This window comes from Bradyrhizobium diazoefficiens USDA 110, from assembly GCF_000011365.1.
Taxonomy (GTDB): Bacteria; Pseudomonadota; Alphaproteobacteria; order Rhizobiales; family Xanthobacteraceae; genus Bradyrhizobium; species Bradyrhizobium diazoefficiens.
Window position 1 is genome coordinate 8,795,444 of the sequence record NC_004463.1, and the last position, 19,820, is coordinate 8,815,263.

Here is a 19,820-nt window from a genome sequence, read left to right on the forward strand (position 1 = left end):
TGTCCCGCGTGCACTTTGACCGAGAGTTCCCGGCTCCACTCCGCGGCCATGCCGCGCTTCAGACTCTTGGCGATGCCGGAGACGAAGGTGCCGTCGTTCTTGAAGAGCTCAGCGCAGTATTCGACCTGGACGCCGCTCCGCTTGCAAAGGAATTCGTAGTACGCGCTCTCGTCGACGTCCTGGAAGCGGCCCCAGCGACTGACGTCGTAGACGAGAATGTGATCGAAGTCGGCCTGTCCCGACTGAACGTCGTCGATCAGCTCGATGAGACCAGGCCGCCCCTTGATTCGAAGGCCGCTGCGGCCTTCGTCGGCATAGGTGCGGACGATCGTGAGAGTGTTCGCCTCGGCATAGGCGGCGATGGCTGCGAGCTGGTTCTTGATCGAGTAGCGCTGAAGCTCCCTCGACATTCGGACGTACTGCGCTGCCCGGCGCGTTCGGGTCCGTCTCGCCAAGCTCGTCCCCTTGGGGACAATAAGCCAATTACCCATGCACCTCTTCCGCTACTTAGAGGTACCCGCGCCAGCCAATACACCCTCTGCGTTCTGGATGGCAATCTCGATCCGAACTGCGGAGAGCCGGCCCCTGGGGCGGGCGCTGCACCCGGTTGTGCACAGCGCGGCTGGAACACGGGGACAATGCCCGGCTCTGCCGGTTGCGAATCCCCGACCCGTGCTAACTGCGTGGAACGAGCAGGCGGGCGGGAGGATTCGTCCCGGCAGGAGCTATCTCGATGCTGATGACGAAGGAAAGACGGCCGGCCATCCGGACGCTTCGCGGGTGGGCGATCGGCGTGCTGCAGGAGGCAGGCGCCATCCACGAATGCGAGGAGCATGGCTGGGCGCGGGACCGAGCGGATCCGCATGCGCGGGAGCGCGCGTTGGATATCGCAAGGAGGGAGCCACCGGACCGCATTTCTCCTGAAGCGGCGCTCGCGGAGATCAGGGACGTGCTGGACTCGATCGGGGACACTTGCCCCGAGTGCGCTGCCGACGATTGACGACAATCGCAGCTGCACCTTCAGAGGTTCAGCCGTCACGCGCTTCCAGGATGAGTTCGCCGCTGGCAGTCCCCAGTTATCTGCGACAAGGGACTACAAGTGGGACGAGCCCCAAGAAGCATGCTAGGCTGCACGTCTTCTGCTCTCAGCATCATTGCCGCGAGAGGTTGATTATGCCCGCCTATTTTATTGTCCAAAACACCATCAAGGACGAAGCGCAGTACCAGAAATACGTGCAGGCCGTCGTGCCGTTCATAGCCAGCTTTGGCGGAAAACTTGTAGCCAGACGAGCGAAGGTGGAGGTGCTGGAAGGCGAACACGATCAGCGCCCGGTCGTCATGTTCGAGTTTCCCGACATGGAGGCGATCCACGCGTTCTGGAACTCGCCGGACTACGTTCCGATCAAGAAACTGCGCGAGGGTATAGCCACCATGAACATCTGGGCTTTTCCCGGCGCCTGATCGGTGCACAACAGGTGGCTGGTGGCGGGCGCAGAGGCTAACCGGTGGCCGCGAACAGATCCCATTTGCCCGGTAGCCCCTTCAATTCGTACGAACCGCGCTCGCTGAACCTCAGTCCCGCGCCCGCGACGAGATCGGTCACAACTCGCGAAACCAGCACCTCGTCTGGCGCGGATTGCGACATGACGCGGGCCGCCGCGTGGACGGCGATGCCCCCAATGTCGCTGCCCCGCATCTCGATCTCGCCAGTATGCAGACCAGCGCGTACCGGCAAGCCGATCTGACGGGCGGCACTGCTGAACGACAGCGCGCACCGGATCGCACGACCTGGCCCGTCGAAGGTGGCGAGCACGCCGTCCCCGGTGGTCTTCACCAGATTGCCTCGATGCCGGTCGATGAACTGACGCGCAAGCGCGTCGTGCTCGTCGAGGCGGCCCCGCCACCGCTGGTCGCCTATTTCGGCCGCCTGCCGCGTGGAGTCGACGATGTCGGTGAACATGACGGTCGCGAGAATGCGCTCGAGATCGGTGTCGCCCGCCTGGCGATGGCCGGTCACGAATTCCTCGATGTCGCCGACCAGGGTCTCGGTGTCCCCGGTCCAGAATGCGTGATCTCCGGACGGATACTCGATGTACTTCGCCCCGGGTATTCCCGCCGCCATCTTACGGCCCAGCGCTACCGGCACTTGGGCGTCGGTCGCCCGATGCAGAATCAAGGTCGGGGCGCGGACACACGGAAGGATGGCATTCACGTCTATCCGGCGATTGGAAATTATGTAGGACCTGATGGCGCCCGGACTGCACGCCAGCTTTTCGAACTTCGCAATGCGCGCGGCCGCGTCCGGATTGGAGGCCTCGCTCGCGAATACGTTCGCGAGAAAGCTTCCGCTGCCCCAGCGCTTGACGAGGTTCGCCAGCCTTTCATCGGCCTCTGCAGGGGAAAAGCTCGGCGGAAACAGGTCGGCGATGCGGGCAAGGCCGCCGAAAAGAACCAGGTGGGAGACGCGATCTGGATAGGTCGTCGCGAACAGAACGCTCATGGAAGCGCCCTCGGAGAAACCGACCAACACGGCCCGCCGCGATCCGATTGCGTCCATCACCGCCCGGACGTCGTCGATGCGGTCCTCGAGCGAAGGCACATCGGCAAGCCTGTCGGACAGGCCTTGTCCTCTCTTGTCGAAAGTGACGACCCTCGAGAACCGGGCCATCCGGCGGAGGATTTGCGTGTAGCCGGGCAGCTCATGCTGGTAATCGATATGCGAGATGATGCCAGGGACCAGGATGATGTCGACAGGGCCGCTGCCCATGACCTGGTAGGCGATGCTGAAATCGCCGCTCTGCGCATATTGCGTCTCGGGCAATGCAAGTTCAGCCATGGCCGGCCCCGCTATGACGTTGCGGGGACTGAGTATTGGTCAGATCGTGGATGAGATCAACTGGGGCGCGAGCATCCGAGGCGGGATCGTTGGCAAGTGACTAGACCGTCTCTTCCGCCCCGCTGCGCTCGCGGCCGGACACCCGCAGGCGAGTGAGTTCAATCCACGCCAGCGCAGCGTTGATCCATCTCTGCCGTTCGGCTCCATCGGCTTCAGCGGCGAGCTTCATCGCCGCAACTGCCTCATGCTCGGGGTCGTACTCGGTCTCCATCGCGCGGAAATATAATCGCAGATCGTAAACGATCACGCGTCGATGGCACCGTAGGAATCCGGGGCCGCCGCAAAAACTGGGGCCGTGATCCTATGGCTCGGGAAGTACCACGCCCGTCAGCTCGCCCAATTTGGATAAGAGCGATCAGCCGTTCTTCGCGGCGCGATTGAAAGCTTGGACCTTCACTAGGTCTTTCGAGTGGGTGCCCTCGCTGTCGGTCTTCGTTTTTGAGTCCACGCCGGCAGGTTGTACCGACCGGATAGCCTCTTTGACATTGTCCGGCCCCAGCCCGCCGGCGAGTATTACCGGAGTCCGAACGGTCTCGACGATCGTTCGGCTGATGCTCCAATCGTGCGTGACGCCCTGCGCACCGATTTGAGGATCGCCAACGCGATGACTATCAAGCAGGATCCATTCGACAATTCCATCGTAGGCGCGCGCCACCTGCAGCGCCTCGGGTCCTGTCACCGGTACGCTACGCATGAACCTGACACCTGGCAAAGACCTTCGGAGAGCCGAGACATGGTCGGGGGCAAGCAACTCATTCGAAGCACCGAGGTGCACGATAGGCGGGCGGAGCTCCCTGGCCATCCGTTCGATCATCGCGACATCCGGCGAAAGGAACAGCGCCGAGAGTACGGACGGCCCCCTGATAGCTTCCATAACCGCGGCCGCTTCGGAAACCGGAAGCTCCCGGGGGAAAGCGCCATCCCCGACAAGCACGCCGACATGATCGACGCCGATTGCGGATATTGCTTCGGCTTCGGCGGGCGTCGCGACTTCGTAGATCTGCGTCAGCATTGTTCGACAGCGACTCTGACTAGGCAGATGAGATGGAAGATCAGGCCGACTTGCGCCTCGCCCCAGCCGCCGGCTTTTTCGCCGCCGCATCCTTCGCCGGCTTCTTGCCGGCAATCGACATCAGCATCTCCTTCTGGCCCGCAGCAGCCTTCCGCGGCTTCTTAGCGGGCTTCCCGGCCTTCGCCGGCGCCGCCTCCTGACCAACGCTCCGACGCAGCGCCTCCATCAGGTTGACCACGTTGGTCGCGGCAGGCTTTTCCTTCGGCGTGATCGGCTTGCCGGCGCGCTTCTGATTGATGAGCTCGATCAGCGCGGTCTCATAGTGGTCCTCGAATTTTTCGGGGTCGAACCGGCCGGCCTTCTGGTTCACGATGTGCCTGGCGAGATCGAGCATGTCCTTGGTCACTTTGACGTCCTGGATCTCGTCGAAATACTCCTGCTCGGAGCGCACTTCGTAAGGGTAGCGCAGCAGCGTCCCGACGAGCCCCTTGTCCATCGGCTCGAGCGCGATGATGTGCTCGCGGTTGGTCAGCACGACCCGCCCGATCGCGACCTTGTCCATCTCGCGGATGGTCTCGCGGATCACGGCGAAGGCGTCGTGCCCGACCTTGCCGTCGGGGCGGATGTAGTAGGGGCGGATCAGGTACCGGGGATCGATGTCGGTCCTGTCGACGAACTCGTCGATCTCGATGGTCCGGGTCGACTCCAGGGCGATCTCCTCGAGCTCCTCCTTGGTAACCTCGATGAACTGGTCCTTCTCGAGCTGGTAACCCTTGACGATGTCCTCGTTCGGCACCTCGTCTCCGGTGTCGGCGTCGACCTTCAGGTATTTGATGCGGTGGCCGGTCTGCCGGTTGAGCTGGTTGAACGAGATCTTCTCGCTCTCCGACGTCGCCGGGTAGAGCGCGACGGGACAGGTGACGAGCGAGAGACGGAGAAACCCTTTCCAATTGGCTCGGGGGGCCATGTACGCAGAACTCCGGTTCGAGGCGGCCTGGATTCAAGACGAACGGGCGAAGCCGGTTCCGACACGCCGGCTGCCATCCACGAGATTCATCCCTCCGCGGCTGCTGCGCCATGGGAATTGGGGAGAGAGTCTCTTTCCTCTTTAGAAACAAAACGGGAACATAATCACGTTGCTCAAAGCGAACCGCGCCGACCGGCGTAGAGTTGATTCCCTACCTAGCGGCATGAGAGCGCGCTCCGGTGCTGTTACGGTTGCGGAGACCCGGACTCCTAGGCACTCCGGGCTCCGCTCTATCTTTGCGACCGCAGTTACGGCGTCGGCTCCGAGAGCGACCCGTGGGCACGTTCGAGGGAACGAAGCCCGGGACTGCGGGTTGAACCGCGAAGGCATTTGGACAGTTTGAGAGCAAGATCGGCCTCGGCAGCAATATGGTTGCCGGGGCCGATCTCTGTTTTGGCTACTTGGCCGGCGGCCGCAGCGGACTTTCCGCCCATTTCCGCGCGGCGGGGTCGTGCAGCGGGTCGTCCTCGCAGCTGGTGCAGACGTAGCGCGGTCGCCCCTCCCGAGCTTCGTCAGGCACAGCCTTCATGGGCTTGCCGCACCCCGGGCACGCCTTCCGGATCGGGTAGAGTACCGCCATTGGAATTGCCCCTGCCTCAGGTAGCTTAGTTCCCGATGTGCGGAGAGCGCAAGCAGATCGCTGGAAGCTATCCGACTGCGTCAGATCACTTGACGCGACGGCAAGCGCGCGTTGAAATTCGGCTTTCAGTGATGTTGCGGGGGTGGCGTCGTGGAAGAGTTCTACAGGAGCTTCGCGCAGCGGGCGCGCGATCTGGCCGAGAACGCGGATCCGTTCACCAGGCGACGGCTGCTCGACCTGGCTCAGCGATACGATCTCAGGAGCAGACCCGGAACCTCGGGCGGAAGGTCGATCCCGCCACCGCGGGCGACGCCTCCGACGGTGCTGTTCTCAGGCTCTGGCGAGGCCTGATAGATCTTCAAGCGAACCTCACTGATCGCCCTCTTCGCCTTGGGAAGTGATCTCGGCGGCGCGCCTCTCGCATTCCTCGGCAAGACAGGTGAGACACTTGACCGTGTACGGATCCGTGATGGAGGCAACAAGCCTCCGGCACCGTTCGGCCTGGGCCAGCAATTTGGCTCTCTCATTCTCCATGGGAGATAACGACCCCTGCTCACTGCAGTTGCTGGCCGTTTTCGCCAAATCCGCGAGTTCAAATCGCGCAGCATGTGAGACCCAGTTCACACGGCGCCAAGACCCATCCAGCTACGGTGTCCTCTCCCGTTTTTCGGAGAAGACTGATGCTTGCCAGCTTGGCCAGAGCGTTCTCGTGTGCGGCCCACGCGAAAGTCGGCACCGAGGAGCTGAAGATCATCGCGATCTTCTGCGGTGCCGGCCTGCTGCTGTCATTGCTGGCGGCCATGGCCTTCGGCCCCGGCCTGGGAGCCGAGCCGTTCTGAGCCCCGGGGCCAGCGCGCCCTAATCTCTTGCCCGCCGGAGAGCCGTCTGCAGCTTCTCGCGCTCCCGCTCCCAGCGCGCGTCCTCGGCCTCAGCGCGCTCGTCGAGCGCGGCCCGCTCGGCTTCGATATCGGCTACCCTCGCCTCATGCGCCCGCTTGGCCTTCTCGAGATCGGCTTGCGCCTGGGCGACAGCCTTGTCGCGGCGGGCGCGGTCCCTCACGCGAGCGGCTTCCTCCTTGCGTCGCTCGGCGTCCCGTCGGCGCTGCTCCTTCTCGAAATCCTGCGCGGCTTTGCGCGCGGCCTTGTCGTCGATCTTGGCCGGGCGCTTCGCAGGCTCGGCCTGACGCCGCTTGGGGCGTTTGGCGCCTTCCTCTTCCGCCAGGTCGGTCGGCAGCTCGGCGTGCTCGGTGAAACCGCCGGTCGAGCCGACCGGACGCCGCAGCACCACGCCCGGCTTCGCCATCGTGACGGCGACGATGTCAGGGTCGTCCGTTTCACGCGCGGCGCCTTGATGGAAGAGGTTGCTGCTGGCGCCCCAGGCCTCCAGCGCCGCCTTCATCGACGGCGCCGCGACGGCCTGGTCGTAGAAGCCCAGCGACGTGACGTAGGTCTTCAGTTTTCTCGCCATCGAGCCGCTCGCTCAGCCTGTCGTGGACGCTACGCAGGAGGGCTGGCCCGTGTTCCTAACCCTGGGAGACGGTCCGAACTCCGGCCCGCCCCCGAGCCGCTCAGCCGATGCTGCTACGCCTGCAATCCGACCGAACAACATCTACGCTCCTGAAAACGCCGTGAATCGCTCGAATCTCGGATACCTCGCGGGCACGTATTGTGCCACACCGTTAAGCGAACAGCGCTATCCCTCGAGAATCGATGCTTCAACACACGACCGATCTCGCGGCCTTGGCCGAGGCACTCAGCCGATCGTCGGACTATCGGGTGCTGCGCCGCCTGGTCCCGCGCATACCGTTGTCCCGGCCAGCGGGGCAGGAAACCAGGACAGGCATCCTGCTCGACACAGAGACGACCGGCCTCGATCATCGTAAGGACGAGATCATCGAGCTTGGGATGGTCAAGTTCGACTACACGCCGGACGGTCGGATCGTCGGCGTCAGGGATACGTTCGCCGCCTTCGACGAACCTTCCGCCCCCATCCCGCCCGAGATAACCGCGATTACTGGCATCACCGACGAGATGGTCGCCGGCCAGCGGATCGACGATGCTGCCGTCTCCGCGTTCGTCGACGACGCGGTCATCACGATCGCGCATAACAGTGGTTTCGACCGGAAGTTCGCGGAGCGCTATTGGCCGGTCTTCGAGCACAAGGCCTGGGGCTGCAGCGCGACCGAAATCGACTGGCGTGAGCACGGCTTCGCAGGCGCGCAACTCGGCTATCTGCTGAACGGGACCGGCTTCTTCCACCAGGCGCACCGCGCCGTCGATGACTGCCACGCACTGCTGGAGGTCCTGGACTTCGTACTGCCGACGACCGGTGCGCCGGCGCTCGCGCTTCTGCTCGAGACCGCCCGCAGGCCGACGCTGCGGGTCTGGGCGGAGCAGACCGCGTTCGAGCTCAAGGACTCGCTGAAGCGGCGCGGCTATCGCTGGAACGACGGCAGCGACGGCAGACCCAAGTCCTGGTTCATAGATGTCAACGAGAGCGGTCTGGACGACGAGATCGCCTTCCTGCGAGCCGAGATCTACATGCGCGAGGTCGAGCCAAGCGTACAGCGCCTGACCGCATTCACCCGGTTTTCCTGCCGGGCATAGCGATAAATCCTTCAGGGCGTCCATCCTCGCGTGCCCAAAAGAACGCCGTGATTTCTGCCGGCAGCATTGAAATCGTAGATCTTCAAGTCGGACCAATCGAGCTTTCCGTGAACCTCGGCCAGAGACTCCTTATCCAACTTCTCGTACACCTGAACGGCGAAAAGGATCCGCCTAGCGGCAAAGGCGTCGCCGAACTCCGCGATGATCTTGGTTATGGGAGGTTCGGTTCGGCGTAGATCCAGCCCTTCTGTCTCATCCAGAGCAGTGCCCCAAGGCGGCGCCACGAAGACGATCATGGCCTCATCGGGCGCGGTATGGAGTTGACCCAGCATGATGCCGTAATCGCCCCGCTTCAGATCGATGGTCCGATCGAGGGCCGCGAGGTTTTGCTTGGTCAGCTGAAAGACCTGAGGGTCGAACTCGAAGGCGATCCCGCGCGATCGCGGCACGTGCCGCAATATCCAGTACAAGGTATTGCAAGAGCCTGCGAAAGGATCGACGACGACCCACCGGCCTGGTGCCGGAAGCGACGCCGCGACGGCCGCGACGTCCTGCCCGATGCGGTCGGCAACGGCATCTCGGGTGCACTCGACGGCGGTCCGGCCGAGCAAACGCACTCCGCGCGCGTACCACTCGGCCGGCTTCATGCCGTACAGCCGGACGAAGTCGGGATCGGAGAAGCTGTCGCTACCGTATCGACGGACCTCGTCCAAGGTCAACAGCTGGTTGCGCTTCGCGCCGTGCAGCAGCAACGCTCGGTCATGAATCGGTGCCTCGGATTCCTTCGAACGCTCATTCATGTACGGAAGCTCCTGCGATCGACGTTTCCAATTTCAGCACGCTGTCAAGGCTCGGCTGCCACGAGCAGACCCGGACGAACAAAATGGACGGTCAGCGCAGCGATGCGACAACCACGAAGGACTCCTGTGGAAACGTCAGCCTGCCGTTCGCGAGTATCGAGGGATCCAGACGGGCCGCCACGTCGTCGGCGATAGCCGCGATCGTGCGCTCACGTCCGGCGTCGTCCTCTCTCGTCAACAGTGCGGCCATCGGGGTCGCCGTGAGCTGGAAGCGAACGTAGTCGAGCGCCGATGGAAAGCCGATCTGCTTGGTCACGGTCTCGACACCCACACGGTCGAAGCCCGCCTGGCGCACCCAATTGCCCACCTCGTCGGCATTGCACGTAAGATGCTCGGCACGTTTGGTCCGCGAGGACTCTGGCCCGAGAAACCCATCCAGCGCCTGCACGAAAGCGTTCGCGGCCGGAGTGTGCTCGATTGCGCTGTAGACGCTGAGCCCGAGGCGTCCGGACGGCTTGAGGACGCGAGCCATCTCTCGGAGCGCCTGCGGTCGGTCAGGAAAGAATTGCAGTCCGAGTTGGCAGAGCACGACATCGAAGCTGCGCGTTGCGAAGGGCAAATCCAGCGCGCTGCCCTCGGTCCACTCCACGTCGCTGGATTTCGCCCGGGCTACGGCCAGCATGGCCCCGTTGAGGTCTATGCCGACCAGCCTTCCGACGTGGCCGCGCTCGGCCAGCCGGCGCGCCACGACGCCGGTCCCGCACGCCACGTCCAGGACGCATTCTCCCTTTGCCGGGTCGATGCGATCGAGCAGATCATCGGCCCAGACCGACGTGATGGCGGGGACGAGATACCGCTCATACAATTCGGGAGCGCTGGCATCCATCTGCCAATGATCGTGAACTGTCATGACACCCTCCTGAAATTGGCCGGGTGAAACCAAGAAGATCAACAAATATTCCCCATGCTGACCGATAAGGACGGCCAACACAAGGTCTCTAAAAGTATGCTCGTCTTCCGGCGGAGTGTCGACGTTTGGCAGAAACTGGCGAAGACCGGCCGCTGGTTCAGCGTCCCAACCGCTTCTCGACCCGCTTGCGGCTATTGCCGACCTTCTTGACGGCCTTCTTCACGGCCGATGCCGAGCGGCCGGTCTTCTTCGCTTCGTAGCGGACTTCGTAGTCCTGTCCCTTGGCGACGCGCGCCCGGTCCTGCTTGCGTCCACGCGCTGTCTTCTTCGCTGCCGCCATCGGCTCCTCCTCTTTCGAACTGACGGCGATGCAACGCTGCAAGGATTCGGGGGTTCCTGAAACGAATCCTGCCGTCCCGGCTTGAGTCCACCAGCTGCGTTGGAGTTCGTTGCGTGGCGTTTCATCGACGTAAACCGGCGGCGGTCGGCGTGAAGGCGCCGTTCCCCGGCTTCGTAGAACCGGCCTTGGCATCATCGATCGAGAAGGTGCCGTCCGGGGCGCGATGGATTCACGAAATCAAGTTCGATGGCTACCGGGTCCAGGTCCAGCTGGCGAACGAAGCCGTGAGGGTATTCACCCGCCGCGGCCACGACTGGACCAACCGCTTCAAGAAGGTCGCCGACGACGCCTGGCACATCAAGGCGGGGTCGGCGATCGTGGACGGTGAAATCGTGGTCCCCGCCGCGGACGGCACGACGGACTTCTCGGTCCTTCAGAACGAACTGAAAGGCAAGTCGACCAGCATCGTACTGGTCGCCTTCGATCTCCTGTACCTGAACGGCCGCGACCTCCGGAAGCTGCCGCTCTTCCAGCGCAAGACCGAACTCAAGAAGATCATCGACGGCACCGAGATCCAGTTCAGCGAAAGCTTCGAGCTTGAAGGTGCCGACATATTCGCACACGCCTGCAAGATCGGGCTCGAGGGCATCGTTTCGAAGGTACGCGACAGCGCATACGCCAGCGGCCGCGGCAACAACTGGGTGAAGAAGACCTGCGCGCAGCGGGAGACCCTGACGATTGCCGGCTACGCGCTCGACGAGGGGAAATGGGACGGCATATACCTCGGACGGCGAAAGGGCGACGACCTCGTCTACGCAGGCAAGGTCGACCACGGCTTCGACAAGGTTTCGGCTGCCGAGTTGCAGAAGCGTCTGAAGCCGCTGATCCGGAAGACCCAACCCTACGCGAAGCGGATCGCACACAAGGGCATCTGGGTCGAGCCGAAGCTGTTGGCCGAGGTCGAATACAGGGCCAAGTCCGCCGAAGGAAAGGTCCGGCATCCGTTCTTCAAGGGACTGCGAGAAGATCTTTGATTTGGTTTCGAAGAGCCGCTGCGCTTCGATCCGCCGCGGCTCCTGCTGCTTGGTCGGTCTAGATAGCCCGGCCGCTCCTGCCCGCCATCAGCCCATAGACGAAAAGTACGATGATCGCGCCGATGACGGCGCCGACCAGCCCCGCTCCTTCGCCAGGCCGATACCAGCCGAGCCCCTGACCGAGATAGGTCGCCACGAACGCTCCCACGATTCCAAGGATCGTGGTCAGAACGAAACCAGTCGGCTCGTTGCCGCCGGGCGTGATGAATTTCGCGATGACTCCTGCGATGAAACCGATGATGATCGTCCAGATGATGCCCATTTTCCCTCCGAGTGCGCGTTGTGTTAACCAGCCGACGGAGAAGGAACGCGTCCATCGGGCGTGTATTTGTCCACGGCAGTCGGCAGCTCGCGGGACAAGCGGTCGAGTATCTCCTGCTGCGACAGTCCAGTCTGCTGTTCCAGCTTCTGCAGGACATCCGGACCGATCGCCTGCTTAAGTTCGGGCGGCGTGACCTCCCGGTTCGGCCCGTGATCGACCCAGGACTGCGCGGCGTCACCCTGACCGTTCTGTTTGAAGTGCTCGAGAAGTTCGCCGATCCCGCCGTTGAGCAGCGAACCCACGCCACCGCCGCCGACGAGGCCGCCCAAGTTGCCGAGCATGCTGCTTAGCGAATCCTTGTTGCCTGCCGCCGGCTGCCCGGTGGTCGCGTTGCGAAACATCTCCGCCAGCTTGTCCCGATTCTGGTAACCGGCGAGAGCGAGCATGCCCAAGAGGGCGGTCATCGATGGCATTCCGCGGCTCATTTTCCGCTCCTGTATTCGATCGTTGTCGCGTGCAAAAAAAGGCGGCCCGCTTTGGAGGCGGGCTGCCAACCGATTTACCGTACGCCTGTGCCGTAGAGTTGGCGCTCGCGGCGGACCTCGTCCGCGCCGTAAGGTTGCGCCGCCGGATCGTAGCTCTTCCACCCCGACTTTTGCCAAGCCGCGCTGCGGTCGCGCAGATTGACGGCGGATTGGTCGAGGATTGCTTCGTACCGCGCACGGTCGCCGTCAGGAACGCGGGCCGAAACCATCGTGCCGCCGCGCCTTACGCCTTCGGCATAGAGAGGTGCTTCTTCCTCGGAAACGCCGGCTTGCGTCAGCGCACCGACGACTCCGCCCGTGGCGCCGCCGGCGACCGCGCCCAGCGCCGTCGAGGCGAGCCATCCGGCCGCGACCACCGGACCCAAGCCCGGAATGGCCAGCAGTCCAAGGCCAGCGAGCAGACCGGCTGCGCCGCCGAGACCCGCGCCGACGCCGGCCCCCGTGGCAGCACCTTCGGCACGATCGTCGACACCGTCGCGGTCGCGATCGACTTTCTTGTCTGTGCTGTACCAGTTGTCCGAATTGTTCGCGACGATGCTCACCTCTGAATGCGGCAGACCTGCCGCTTCGAGGCTCGTCACCGCGCGCTGTGCGTCGGAATAGTTGTCGTAGAGACGTGAAATCGTAACGGTCATTTTGAATCCTTGTCTGCGTTCGCTACTGCGCTCAGTGTTACTTGGCCGCGTTGACGTTGCCCTGAAAATCCAGGCTGACGTTTGTCGATGTGCCGCCCTTGCTGGCCTTGCCGCGCCACACGCCGTTGTCGTCCTTCTTCAGGCCCGTGACGTCGGTGTAACCGGCCTGCTCGATCTTCGATTTGACCTGGCCCTCGGTGAAGCTGTTGGCCCCCGAAACCGGTTTGTCGGAATTGTTCTGGCCGGAACTGTTGACCGCGTTGTTGTTCGGGCGGTCGGTCGCCGGCGGATTTTGCGCGAACGACGGACCCGTCAGAAGCGAAGCGGCCGTCAGCAGCAGAAGAACTTTCTTGTTCATGTCGTCCTCCAGTATTGGCCGGGCACAACATGTGCTGCGCCCAGAGGTTCCAAGTTTTCCCGGTCGGATTGACGCAGCACTCAGGCCGTGACGCCGACGCCGCGAGCCCGCCGCGGCGCCGGCGCCGGAGAATGAGACCCATGGCTGCTGATCGAACCATGAGGGGTAGCCGGCGTTTACTGACATCATGTCAGACGCTTTCGACTATTTCCGCGCCTACGCAGTCCGGGCTCTTTGCAAGGCGCGAGCGATGCCGAAGGGCCGGATGAAGCACCTGCAGCTTGTGGTCGGCCGGATCTATAACCTCCTCAAGAAGGAGGCGGCTTACGGCCCGAACACGCAGCACCTCGAGGATTTTCGCGCGGCCCGGAAGCTGGAGAGCTCTCTCGATCGTCGGTCAAGCGACCGCCCCGGGGGTCGCCTTACTCCGGCGGCGCCGCGAAGCTCGGACCGGGAGGCTGGCTGAATGCCTTCGCTCGACGCGCGCGATGTGGCAAGTCTCCTGCGAGAGTACGCGCAGCGCACCGCCTTGCGAGGCGGCAATCCCTACCGGGCGAAAGCCTACTCTCGGGCCGCCGACAGCCTGGCGGCTCTTGCCGTCCCTCTGGACGTGCTCATCGCCGAAGACCGGCTTACGGAGATCCCGGGGGTCGGCGACGCGATAACCGACATCATCACCAAGCTTCACATAACGGGCAGTCATCCCAGCCTCGAAAAGCTGCGGAAGGAGATTCCCGAGGGCGTGCTCGAGATGCTCGCTGTGCCCGGCCTTCGTTCGGAGAAGGTGCTGCGCCTCTACAAGGATCTCGGCATCGCTTCGCTCGCGGAATTGGAAGCCGCTGTCAAGGACGACCGCATCAAGAAGGCAAAAGGACTCGGCGCCGCGCTGCAGACCAAGATCCTGCAGAACCTAGCGATCGCCAAAAGTGGAGAAGGTCGCCTTCACTTGCACCGTGCCGCCGCCTTGCTCGAGCACGCGCGTGATTCCATCCGGAATGCCCGGCCCGAACTCAAGCGCGCGACGTTCGCCGGTGATTTCCGTCGAGGCTGCGAACTCGTCGGCGACCTCGCAATCGTTGCGGAGGCGGCCAAGCCGGACAAGACATCGACGCCACCGGCCGACGGGCTGCAAATCCGAGTATCTGACCGCAAGCACTTCGGCGCTGCTCTCCTCTTCGCGACAGGCTCCGCCACTCATATCGAACAACTCCAAGCTTTGGCTGCGGAAAAGAGGATGCGATTGGAGCCCGACGGCTTGCACAAGGGGCGCACCCTAATCGCCAGCGAGGAGGCGGAGATCTACCGCGCCCTCGGTCTGCCCTTCATCGACCCTGAACTCCGGGAAGGGCGCGGCGAGATCGAGACGGCTCTGAAAGGCAAGCTTCCAATGCTCGTCACCGATCAGGACCTGCGCGGCATCCTTCACTGCCACACCGATGCCTCCGACGGCACCGAGACCCTGGAGACCATGGCGAAGGCGACGCGCCAGCGAGGCTTCGAGTATTTCGGCGTCGCCGACCATTCCAAGTCTGCCCACTATGCGGGCGGTCTCTCCGTCGAGGAGATCGCGCAGCAGCACCGGGAAGCCGACCGGCTGAACAAGCGCTTCGGCAAGGATTTCCGGATTCTGAAAGGCATCGAGTCCGACATTCTGGCCGACGGCTCGCTCGACTATGACGACGACGTGCTGGAGCGCTTCGACTTCGTGGTGGCCAGCATCCACGGTCGCTTCAAGTTGGATCGCAAGGCGCAGACGCAGCGCCTGCTTGGGGCTATTTCCGATCCCCACACGACCATCATCGGCCACATGACCGGGCGACAGCTCCAGCGGCGGCCGGGCTACGAAATCGACGTCGAGAAGGTGCTGCGTGCTTGCGCGAAGCACGATGTCGTCGTCGAAATCAATGCCCATCCATGGCGGCTCGACCTGGACTGGCGCTGGCACCAGGCGGCCCTCGACTTCGGCTGCATGCTGAGCATCAATCCGGACGCGCACTCGATTCCCGAGCTCGACCACATGCACTGGGGCGTCCTGATGGCCCGCAAGGGTGGTGTCCCCGCCGAGCGGGTCCTGAACGCGATGTCGCTTTCAGAGATCACGCGCTACCTACGCCAGAAGCGGCGCTCGCTCTCGCGGGCGGCCTGATCGGCGTATGCTGAGCGTTGGGAAGCAATCAAAAGTTTCCCGGACCGACCGACTATTATTGCTGACTGAGAGATACCCATGACAGACATTTCTAAGATCAAGGAACACATGGACGTGATTTCGTCGGATAGGAAGATGGTCGGAAAAGTCGATCATCTGGACGGAACCGATAAGATCAAGCTGACGAAGCAGAGTTCGCCGGACGGTCAGCATCATCACTTCATTCCGCTCTCATGGGTCGATCACGTCGATCAGCACGTGCATCTCAATAAGACAGGCGCCGACATCACCTCACACTGGCAGCACGCTCAAAGCTGACCAACCGACCGGTCAACCCATGCATCACTGCGGCAAAGGCGTCCAAAACCACGTAGGCGCGCCACCTGCCCGACTCTAAGAACGGTCCCGCCGCCGGCCCGTTTCCAGCGCGAAGCCAAGGAGCAACAATGGCGGATCAGGCACGATATGGAGCGCTGAAGGGCGCAGCCGCGGCAGGCGCATTCGCTCCGGTCGGATCAGCGGGGCACATTGCGCTCGGACAACATCGTAGGCACCACTTCAGCAAAGCGACCCTTGACCGCATAGTCCTGGTGGAAGGCCACGGCGTCGAAGGCGACGCCCACGCCGGCGCGTTCGTTCGGCACCGCTACCTTGTCCGTCGCCGCCTGCCCAAGTTCCGGCAGTTCCATCTGATCCCATCCTAGCTCTTGGCGTCCCTTCTTGATGCCGGCTTCGAGGTCCCTGCGGGCGACCTCGGCGAGAACATCACCACTGCCGGTCTGGACCTCGAGCGGATGACGCCACATCGAGGGCGCCTCGCTCAGTGCCTTGCGGCCGACCTGCGGCAATCTGAAACCCATCACAGTAGACGCACTAGCTTCGCCCGAACTGGAACAATTGTCCAAGCGATCTAATTGAAGTTTGTTACGACTTAGCTGGGATGACACGGAGTTTTCCTGGAGAAGCGTGTAGTTGATCAGGAAAGGTGCTTCACATGGATCACGGACGAAAATCATCAAAAGCGGGGGAACAGGCCGCTGAAGGCTTGCGCGAGGCGACTGCTAAGGAAGAAGCGAAAAACGAGACCAAGTCGGGACACGATCTAGCTAAGGGCGCTGACCGCTTTGAAGAACGATCTAAAAGCTCCGATGGAAGAAGCGCAAAAGAAAAACAAAAAGGGTGAATGTAAGACCCGGCGTGGCGTCCGTCACTGGCTCATCTGCGAAGCGGTCCTGAGCCAACGAAGGTCCGCTCATCGAGGTACACTCCGACAATGCTCTCGGAGCGTTCGTCCGGTGGACGTTTTGGAGAACTGAATGGGCCGCACGTCGAGTTTGCCGAAACGCCTGCAGCCGATGCTCGCGACCTTGACAGATGATCCGTTCGACGATCCCGCCTGGGTCTTCGAAGACAAATACGACGGCTTCCGTATGATTGCCGAAATCAGGGACGGCAGGGCCGCTCTCTACAGCCGCAACGGCAAGCTTATCAGCCGCAGCTATACCGAGGTGGCCGCAGCGCTCGAGATGGTGAAGGGCGACGCGGTGATCGATGGCGAGTTGGTCGCGATCGGAAAAGACGGAGTATCTCATTTCCAGTTGCTTCAGAATGCCCTCCGCCATGAAGCGAAGCTGCTGTATTTCGCCTTCGATCTCATGTTCGCGAATGGAGAAGATCTGCGGAAGCGGCCTCTCCTCGAACGCAAGGAGCGGCTCAAAACCATTCTGCCGCGCCACGGGCTGATCGGTTTTAGCCGCCACCGCAAGGGGAAGGGCAGGAAGTTCTTCGCTGAGGCCGAGCGCGGTGGGCTCGAAGGCATCATGGCGAAGCGCATCGACGGTGCATACGCGTCCGGAAGCCGGACTCCGGACTGGCTCAAGATCAAGACCGCGAAGCGCCAGGAGGTCGTCATCGTCGGCTTCACGGCGCCAAGGCGCACCAGGCCTTTCTTCGGTGCCTTAGTTCTTGCTGTCAGGGAGAAGGAGTCCTGGCGGTACATCGGGCATGTGGGAACGGGCTTCAGTCACCAAACGTTGGCGGAGCTTCACTCCAGGCTAACCCGGCTCCAAGTGGCGAAGTCGCCTTTTCCTGCGAAAGTGAAGGATGAGACAGTCACGACCTGGGTGAGACCTTTCTTGGTAGCCGAGGTAAAGTTCGCAGAGTGGACCACCAAGGGTGAACTGCGCCAGCCCGTCTACCTAGGCCTCAGATCCGACAAACAGGCGAAAGACGTCGTGCGCGAACAAGAGCGGCTTCGCTCGATGTGAGTCGTCTTGTCTTCCACTCCTGGCAGCTCGAGGGAACGACGCTCAGGCGGGACCGTTCGAAAGACGTTGCAGAATTCCAGACCGAAAGGAGCGGCTGGTGCGCATACTCTTCGTCGAGTATGACTCTCGCTGATCCGGGAGCTCGTGGTGGAGGCTCGACGTCATCCACGCCTCGACCGGCGGAGAGGCACTGGCATCGTGCGGGCGAAGCGCCGCCGATGTTCTCATCACCGACGTGCAACTGCTGGGAAGCGTCGATGGATGGCAGATCGCCGAACGCTCAAGCAGGATCCGGGATTGCGGGTTATCTACGCCATCGGCTTTTCGCCGGTCGCGCCTCGTCCGGCGGGAACGTGTTAGCGTTGCGAAACATGTCCGCTAACTTGTCGCGATTTTGGTAACCCGCGATTGCGAGCATGCCCAAAAGGGCAGTCATGGATGGCATTCCGCGGCTCATGTTAGGCTCCTAATTTTCCAAACGGGGGATCGTGGTTGCGCGAGAGGTCGGAAGCATGGGCCGGCAACTCTCACAACTGTTTGGTCTTTTCCTTCGCGGCCTGGGTGGCATCAGTCCCCGCTTGCCTCATCCGATCGACTGCCTCGGCTCCCATGTCGCTCGCTTCGGCCACGAGCGTATCGGCAGCTTCGCGCAGCGCCTGAGACACGGCGGATCCGCGCCTGCTCAGATCATCCTTCACTTCGTCGCTGACCTCGCCGATGTAGTTGTCTTCCATCTGAGACGTTCGAAATGCGCTCGCAAGTGCTGCGCCTATCGCCAAGCCAACGGCGCCGATTACCAGGGGCTGTTTCTCCATGACGTCGCCGATTGAAGACTGAGCTTTCGCCAAGGTGTCTGCTGTCGGTAGAGGACTTCCCCTCTGGGCGAACTGTTCGCGAGCGTAAGCCACGCCTTCGTCGAAGCGGTCGCGGACGCTGTCCGTTGCATCAGACATCGAGCCGGCCGCAGTATCGGCGGCTGTATCTACCGTCCCGCGCGAACCGCTCCCTTCATGATCCATGTCCGGGGCGGTCGGAGGCGCTGCGGTCCGCTGCAAGCCCGAGGCTGCAGCCCGCAGATTGGTCGCACCGGCGTCGACGACGTCTGATGCGACGGTGGCCGCGGATCGCGCAGCCCCCTTCAACTTCGCGTCCCCGACCATCAGCCAAAGTGCTCCGCCGCCGATCAGCGCGGCGGAAAGCGGGTTCTCTCGGGCTGCAGCAAGGAGACTATCAAAAAAGCCGGTTTGCGGGCCGCTCATCGCATCATTCCCTTCACGGTATCTTTGTCCTTTTCAAGCTGCCTTATGGTCTCCCGCGGAGCCAGGCTGCGCGCGTCCAGCCGCTTGATGCCCATGGCAAACAAAGCGCCCGATATGGCAGCGGCGACAATCGCGGAAGTCAGGTAGGCAAATGTTGGCGACCACCCCCCGTTGATCAACGCGGATGCCAGGGCGAACAACGCCATGACGATGGCCGGGATGACAAGGACGGCGCCCCCGGCCAAAAGTCCAAATGCTTTGCCGAGCCTTTGCACCTTTTCGCCAAGTTCGGCCTTCGCCAGGTCGACCTCATTCTGGAAAAGCTTCGTGACCTGAACCAGCGCATCTCCGACAAGGCCCGAAATGTTGCTAAGATCGCTTTTCCCCGTTTCGATGTCGTGCTCGATGCTCATGATGCGCTGCCGTCCTGCGAAGGTGGCTTCTGCTGCTGTCCGGTCGGTGATCCCGTAGAGGTCTGGCCACCGAAGTCCTTGCTCGCATAAGCGGCTCGGCCGCCGGATGAGCCAGCTTCCGCGCCTGTCGCCGAGCCCGTCCGCTGCGCGGTCGAGCTGCCTCCCGAAGCCTTCAGAAACCGTACAGCGGCGAACCCAGCCAAGACAGACAGGCCAAGAAAAGCCGCGGGTTGTCGCTTCGCAAAATCGGTCGCACCGTCGACGAGGTCGCGAAAGCTGCCGTCGCGAACCTTTGCGGCCGCGTCTTCCACATAATCGGCGGCTGAGTTGATACCGCGTGCGGCAAATGGCACGTCAGTTTGGAATGCGCCCGCGGCCTGGCGGAAGTTTCCGGCCAAGCGCTGGATGAAATCGGCGCTGGTCTGCTGCTGTTCTCGTGCCCGTTCTTGGATCTGGTCGACGGTGCCGCTGGCGACGTTCTTGGCTGCATCGGTGGCTTCGCTGAACTTGTCCCGTGCCATGTCCGCCGATGCCTGCAGGGCTTCTCCGGCGCGCTGCTTTATCTCGGCCCCTGCATCGCCGATCTGTTCCTTCAGACCGATGGAGGAGTTGCTCTTACCTTTGTTGAAGTTGGCCGGCTTGATGACGTCTGAATCGCTCATGGTGTATC

The 19,820-nt window shown here is 62.6% G+C and carries 26 protein-coding genes and 1 pseudogene; 10 read left to right on the forward strand and 17 right to left on the reverse strand.

The window, feature by feature from the left end; all coding sequences use genetic code 11:
- Window positions 1–86: 86 nt before the first annotated feature.
- Window positions 87–491: pseudogene (locus tag BJA_RS40660) on the reverse strand (recombinase family protein); the annotation flags it as partial.
- A 242-nt stretch (window positions 492–733) separates the two neighbouring features.
- Between BJA_RS40660 and BJA_RS40665 the strand changes: the two are divergent.
- Window positions 734–1,000: a hypothetical protein gene (locus tag BJA_RS40665; protein ID WP_011090732.1), complete on the forward strand. Its 267-nt coding sequence runs from the start codon at window positions 734–736 to the stop codon at window positions 998–1,000.
- 173 nt (window positions 1,001–1,173) lie between these two features.
- Window positions 1,174–1,461, forward strand: coding sequence for a DUF1330 domain-containing protein (locus BJA_RS40670; RefSeq protein WP_049831911.1), 288 nt, complete (start codon window positions 1,174–1,176; stop codon window positions 1,459–1,461).
- Between the two features lie 37 nt (window positions 1,462–1,498).
- Here the strand turns inward: BJA_RS40670 and BJA_RS40675 are convergent, their stop codons facing one another.
- The 4 genes from BJA_RS40675 to BJA_RS40690 all read right to left on the reverse strand — a co-directional run bounded on the left by BJA_RS40675 (window position 1,499) and on the right by BJA_RS40690 (window position 4,875).
- Window positions 1,499–2,836: an adenylate/guanylate cyclase domain-containing protein gene (locus BJA_RS40675; RefSeq protein ID WP_011090734.1), complete on the reverse strand. Its 1,338-nt coding sequence runs from the start codon at window positions 2,834–2,836 to the stop codon at window positions 1,499–1,501.
- Between the two features lie 100 nt (window positions 2,837–2,936).
- Window positions 2,937–3,143, reverse strand: a complete 207-nt coding sequence (locus tag BJA_RS40680; protein ID WP_011090735.1) for a hypothetical protein — start codon at window positions 3,141–3,143, stop codon at window positions 2,937–2,939.
- Between the two features lie 108 nt (window positions 3,144–3,251).
- Window positions 3,252–3,908, reverse strand: coding sequence for a phosphoribosylanthranilate isomerase (locus BJA_RS40685; protein WP_063921564.1), 657 nt, complete (start codon window positions 3,906–3,908; stop codon window positions 3,252–3,254).
- A gap of 40 nt (window positions 3,909–3,948) precedes the next feature.
- Window positions 3,949–4,875 (reverse strand): Ku protein, encoded by a 927-nt coding sequence (locus BJA_RS40690; RefSeq protein ID WP_011090737.1) that lies wholly within the window; start codon window positions 4,873–4,875, stop codon window positions 3,949–3,951.
- 790 nt (window positions 4,876–5,665) lie between these two features.
- Between BJA_RS40690 and BJA_RS43445 the strand changes: the two genes are divergently transcribed.
- On the forward strand, window positions 5,666–5,866 hold the full coding sequence (locus BJA_RS43445) for a hypothetical protein (RefSeq protein WP_165448181.1): 201 nt from the start codon (window positions 5,666–5,668) through the stop codon (window positions 5,864–5,866).
- Between the two features lie 329 nt (window positions 5,867–6,195).
- On the forward strand, window positions 6,196–6,354 hold the full coding sequence (locus tag BJA_RS42535; protein ID WP_165448182.1) for a hypothetical protein: 159 nt from the start codon (window positions 6,196–6,198) through the stop codon (window positions 6,352–6,354).
- A 19-nt stretch (window positions 6,355–6,373) separates the two neighbouring features.
- On the opposite strand, the gene BJA_RS40695 is transcribed toward BJA_RS42535, so the two are convergent.
- Window positions 6,374–6,982 carry a hypothetical protein gene (locus BJA_RS40695; protein ID WP_063921566.1) on the reverse strand — a complete coding sequence of 203 codons (609 nt, stop codon included), beginning with the start codon at window positions 6,980–6,982 and terminating at the stop codon, window positions 6,374–6,376.
- A gap of 242 nt (window positions 6,983–7,224) precedes the next feature.
- On the opposite strand from BJA_RS40695, the gene BJA_RS40700 reads away from it, so the two are divergent.
- On the forward strand, window positions 7,225–8,121 hold the full coding sequence (locus BJA_RS40700) for a 3'-5' exonuclease (RefSeq protein WP_011090741.1): 897 nt from the start codon (window positions 7,225–7,227) through the stop codon (window positions 8,119–8,121).
- An 11-nt stretch (window positions 8,122–8,132) separates the two neighbouring features.
- On the opposite strand, the gene BJA_RS40705 is transcribed toward BJA_RS40700, so the two are convergent.
- The 3 genes from BJA_RS40705 to BJA_RS40715 form a co-directional block, all read right to left on the reverse strand.
- Window positions 8,133–8,921: a hypothetical protein gene (locus BJA_RS40705; RefSeq protein WP_011090742.1), complete on the reverse strand. Its 789-nt coding sequence runs from the start codon at window positions 8,919–8,921 to the stop codon at window positions 8,133–8,135.
- Between the two features lie 91 nt (window positions 8,922–9,012).
- Window positions 9,013–9,831 carry a methyltransferase domain-containing protein gene (locus BJA_RS40710; RefSeq protein ID WP_162494169.1) on the reverse strand — a complete coding sequence of 273 codons (819 nt, stop codon included), beginning with the start codon at window positions 9,829–9,831 and terminating at the stop codon, window positions 9,013–9,015.
- Between the two features lie 157 nt (window positions 9,832–9,988).
- Window positions 9,989–10,171, reverse strand: coding sequence for a DUF3606 domain-containing protein (locus BJA_RS40715; RefSeq protein ID WP_011090744.1), 183 nt, complete (start codon window positions 10,169–10,171; stop codon window positions 9,989–9,991).
- A 113-nt stretch (window positions 10,172–10,284) separates the two neighbouring features.
- On the opposite strand from BJA_RS40715, the gene ligD (BJA_RS40720) reads away from it, so the two are divergent.
- Complete coding sequence (ligD, locus tag BJA_RS40720; protein ID WP_011090745.1) at window positions 10,285–11,205, forward strand: non-homologous end-joining DNA ligase; 921 nt, start codon at window positions 10,285–10,287, stop codon at window positions 11,203–11,205.
- A gap of 58 nt (window positions 11,206–11,263) precedes the next feature.
- Here ligD (BJA_RS40720) and BJA_RS40725 read toward each other — a convergent pair whose 3' ends face one another.
- The 4 genes from BJA_RS40725 to BJA_RS40740 all read right to left on the reverse strand — a co-directional run bounded on the left by BJA_RS40725 (window position 11,264) and on the right by BJA_RS40740 (window position 13,065).
- A complete protein-coding gene (locus BJA_RS40725) occupies window positions 11,264–11,527 on the reverse strand; it encodes a GlsB/YeaQ/YmgE family stress response membrane protein (protein ID WP_011090746.1) in 264 nt (87 codons plus the stop codon).
- 23 nt (window positions 11,528–11,550) lie between these two features.
- Window positions 11,551–12,012 carry a YidB family protein gene (locus BJA_RS40730; RefSeq protein ID WP_011090747.1) on the reverse strand — a complete coding sequence of 154 codons (462 nt, stop codon included), beginning with the start codon at window positions 12,010–12,012 and terminating at the stop codon, window positions 11,551–11,553.
- A 74-nt stretch (window positions 12,013–12,086) separates the two neighbouring features.
- Window positions 12,087–12,707: a hypothetical protein gene (locus BJA_RS40735; RefSeq protein WP_011090748.1), complete on the reverse strand. Its 621-nt coding sequence runs from the start codon at window positions 12,705–12,707 to the stop codon at window positions 12,087–12,089.
- Window positions 12,708–12,744: 37 nt separating this feature from the next.
- Window positions 12,745–13,065: a PepSY domain-containing protein gene (locus BJA_RS40740; protein ID WP_063921567.1), complete on the reverse strand. Its 321-nt coding sequence runs from the start codon at window positions 13,063–13,065 to the stop codon at window positions 12,745–12,747.
- Between the two features lie 466 nt (window positions 13,066–13,531).
- Here BJA_RS40740 and BJA_RS40750 point away from each other — a divergent pair, with 466 nt between their 5' ends.
- Window positions 13,532–15,211, forward strand: coding sequence for a DNA polymerase/3'-5' exonuclease PolX (locus BJA_RS40750; protein WP_011090750.1), 1,680 nt, complete (start codon window positions 13,532–13,534; stop codon window positions 15,209–15,211).
- Between the two features lie 78 nt (window positions 15,212–15,289).
- Complete coding sequence (locus BJA_RS40755) at window positions 15,290–15,529, forward strand: DUF2171 domain-containing protein (protein WP_011090751.1); 240 nt, start codon at window positions 15,290–15,292, stop codon at window positions 15,527–15,529.
- A gap of 197 nt (window positions 15,530–15,726) precedes the next feature.
- Here the strand turns inward: BJA_RS40755 and BJA_RS40760 are convergent, their stop codons facing one another.
- On the reverse strand, window positions 15,727–16,059 hold the full coding sequence (locus BJA_RS40760; RefSeq protein ID WP_162494170.1) for a hypothetical protein: 333 nt from the start codon (window positions 16,057–16,059) through the stop codon (window positions 15,727–15,729).
- 146 nt (window positions 16,060–16,205) lie between these two features.
- Here BJA_RS40760 and BJA_RS40765 point away from each other — a divergent pair, with 146 nt between their 5' ends.
- Both BJA_RS40765 and ligD (BJA_RS40770) read left to right on the forward strand, forming a co-directional pair.
- A complete protein-coding gene (locus BJA_RS40765) occupies window positions 16,206–16,394 on the forward strand; it encodes a hypothetical protein (RefSeq protein WP_080677645.1) in 189 nt (62 codons plus the stop codon).
- Window positions 16,395–16,527: 133 nt separating this feature from the next.
- Window positions 16,528–17,478, forward strand: coding sequence for a non-homologous end-joining DNA ligase (ligD, locus tag BJA_RS40770; RefSeq protein ID WP_011090754.1), 951 nt, complete (start codon window positions 16,528–16,530; stop codon window positions 17,476–17,478).
- A gap of 527 nt (window positions 17,479–18,005) precedes the next feature.
- On the opposite strand, the gene BJA_RS40775 is transcribed toward ligD (BJA_RS40770), so the two are convergent.
- From BJA_RS40775 to BJA_RS40785, 3 genes are read right to left on the reverse strand one after another with little or no spacing between them, the layout of a single operon-like run.
- Complete coding sequence (locus BJA_RS40775; protein WP_011090755.1) at window positions 18,006–18,737, reverse strand: hypothetical protein; 732 nt, start codon at window positions 18,735–18,737, stop codon at window positions 18,006–18,008.
- Window positions 18,734–19,150, reverse strand: a complete 417-nt coding sequence (locus BJA_RS40780) for a phage holin family protein (RefSeq protein WP_011090756.1) — start codon at window positions 19,148–19,150, stop codon at window positions 18,734–18,736. Before BJA_RS40780 ends, BJA_RS40775 begins: the two co-directional genes overlap by 4 nt.
- Window positions 19,147–19,812, reverse strand: coding sequence for a hypothetical protein (locus BJA_RS40785; protein ID WP_011090757.1), 666 nt, complete (start codon window positions 19,810–19,812; stop codon window positions 19,147–19,149). Before BJA_RS40785 ends, BJA_RS40780 begins: the two co-directional genes overlap by 4 nt.
- Between the last annotated feature and the right edge of the window lie 8 nt (window positions 19,813–19,820).